Genomic DNA, 245 nt, shown 5'->3' on the forward strand with positions numbered 1-245 from the left:
CTGACTGAAACGCTGGAAGAAGTTCTTAAGGCATCAGGTGATCCGGCCGATCAGAAGTACATTGAGCTTAAGAGCAAAGCCGAACAGGCGCTGAACGATGTGAAATCCCGTGTCAGCCAGGCGTCCGATAGCTACTACTATCGCGCTAAGCAAGCGGCTTACCGTGCAGACGACTACGTGCACGAAAAACCGTGGCAGGGTGTCGGTATCGGTGCAACAGCCGGTCTGGTACTTGGTCTGCTGCT

At 54.3% G+C, this 245-nt stretch carries 1 protein-coding gene; it reads left to right on the forward strand.

Annotated elements, in window-relative coordinates; all coding sequences use genetic code 11:
• Positions 1–245, forward strand: a 245-nt coding sequence (gene elaB, locus SB765_RS32730) for a stress response protein ElaB (RefSeq protein ID WP_410932904.1), incomplete at both ends; no start/stop codon positions are given.

The sequence above is a fragment of the Pseudomonas sp. SIMBA_067 genome (assembly GCF_046534675.1).
GTDB lineage: Bacteria > Pseudomonadota > Gammaproteobacteria > Pseudomonadales > Pseudomonadaceae > Aquipseudomonas > Aquipseudomonas putida.